This window comes from Salinivibrio socompensis S35, from assembly GCF_000513715.1.
Classification (GTDB): Bacteria; Pseudomonadota; Gammaproteobacteria; order Enterobacterales; family Vibrionaceae; genus Salinivibrio; species Salinivibrio socompensis.
In genome coordinates this window covers 1-1,473 of record NZ_AQOD01000174.1, presented here as the reverse complement: position 1 = coordinate 1,473, position 1,473 = coordinate 1, and the positions used below count along the sequence as shown (strand labels likewise).

Here is a 1,473-nt window from a genome sequence, read left to right as displayed (position 1 = left end):
GCGGAGGATTTCATCGTCTTCTTGCTATAGCCATTCTTTCGGTTAGGCTCTAGATCTGCCTCTAAATGCGCGTCTAGCTCAGCTTTTATTGCAGCTTCGGTTAGCTGTTTGATCAAAGGTGTTAAGACGCCATCTTTGCCAGTAACACCTTTGCCACTACGAAGCGCTTCTTGGGCAGCTTCCATATCGAGTTCTATTTTCTTGTCGGTCATGTATCATTCCTCTTTCGACCATTCTAACGAAATGACACAGAATTCTGAACACTACCAGGTTCTGGCGCCGCAAGGTGTGAGAGTTCAAGTCTCTCCTTCCGCACCATATCAAGCCCATCAGCATTAGCTGGTGGCTTTTTTTGTTTCTATCGCCTCCCAGTAACGCTTACCTTGGATCTTACAACACTTTTCGCCACTTTAGCTTGAACTTTATTTTGTTTTCTCTATCATAAGTTTCGAATCGAAACTTAAGTGGTTATATGTCGAAACGAAATACTCAACAACGCCGCCATACCATTGTGACCTTGCTAACAGAGCAAGGGCAGGTGAGTGTTGATACGCTCTCACAACGCTTTGAAACCTCCGAAGTGACTATCCGCAAAGACTTAGCTGAGCTGGAAAAAAATGGCCTGCTATTGCGCCGTTACGGCGGTGCGGTTCCCGTGCCACAAGAAATGGTCTCGGAGCAGGCAGTGAAAGTGTCGGCGCAAAAGCAAAGTATCGCCGATGCGGCGGCGGCACGTATTCGTGATCATAACCGAGTCGTTGTCGATAGCGGTACCACTACTGCAGCCTTGATCCCTTTGCTGGATAAAAAACGTGGCTTAGTGGTGATGACCAACTCATTGCAGGTCGCCAATGCAATTCGCGAGCTCGAACACGAACCGACCTTGCTGATGACAGGAGGCACGTGGGACACCCATTCTGAATCGTTTCAAGGTCAAGTGGCCGAGCAAACCCTGCGCGCCTATGATTTTGATCAGCTCTTTGTCGGCGCCGATGGCATCGATGTGACACGTGGCACCACGACGTTTAACGAAATGACTGGCCTAACGCGAGTGATGGCAGAGGTGGCACGTGAAGTGGTGGTGATGATTGAATCTGACAAGATCGGTCGTCGCATTCCCAACTTGGAGCTTGCGTGGTCCAATATCGATACCCTTATCACCGATAACCAACTCGACGATGATCTCAAGCGCGCCATCGAACAAACGGGCACAGACGTGATCTGTGCCGATACGTGATAAACCCATTAAGGAAAGACTATGTGTGGAATTGTAGGGGCAGTGGCACAGCGCGACGTGGCTGAAATTTTAGTAGAAGGTTTACGCCGTTTGGAATACCGAGGGTATGACTCAGCCGGCGTCGCGATCACCAATGCTCAGGGGCAATTAACCCGTGTCCGTCGTCTGGGCAAAGTGCTGCACTTTCCGATGCGGTTGCCGCCTCTAACCCGACTGGCGGCACCGGGATTGCGCAT

At 50.2% G+C, this 1,473-nt stretch carries 1 protein-coding gene and 2 pseudogenes; 2 read left to right on the top strand and 1 reads right to left on the bottom strand.

Going from position 1 to position 1,473, the window contains the following annotated elements; translation table 11 throughout:
* Nucleotides 1–212: pseudogene (locus tag DZ54_RS0115980) on the bottom strand (IS256 family transposase); the annotation flags it as partial.
* A 260-nt stretch (nt 213–472) separates the two neighbouring features.
* On the opposite strand from DZ54_RS0115980, the gene DZ54_RS0115975 reads away from it, so the two are divergent.
* Both DZ54_RS0115975 and DZ54_RS22600 read left to right on the top strand, forming a co-directional pair.
* Nucleotides 473–1,237: a DeoR/GlpR family DNA-binding transcription regulator gene (locus DZ54_RS0115975; RefSeq protein WP_025675181.1), complete on the top strand. Its 765-nt coding sequence runs from the start codon at nt 473–475 to the stop codon at nt 1,235–1,237.
* A gap of 21 nt (nt 1,238–1,258) precedes the next feature.
* A pseudogene (locus tag DZ54_RS22600) lies at nt 1,259–1,473 on the top strand (glutamine--fructose-6-phosphate transaminase (isomerizing)); the annotation flags it as partial.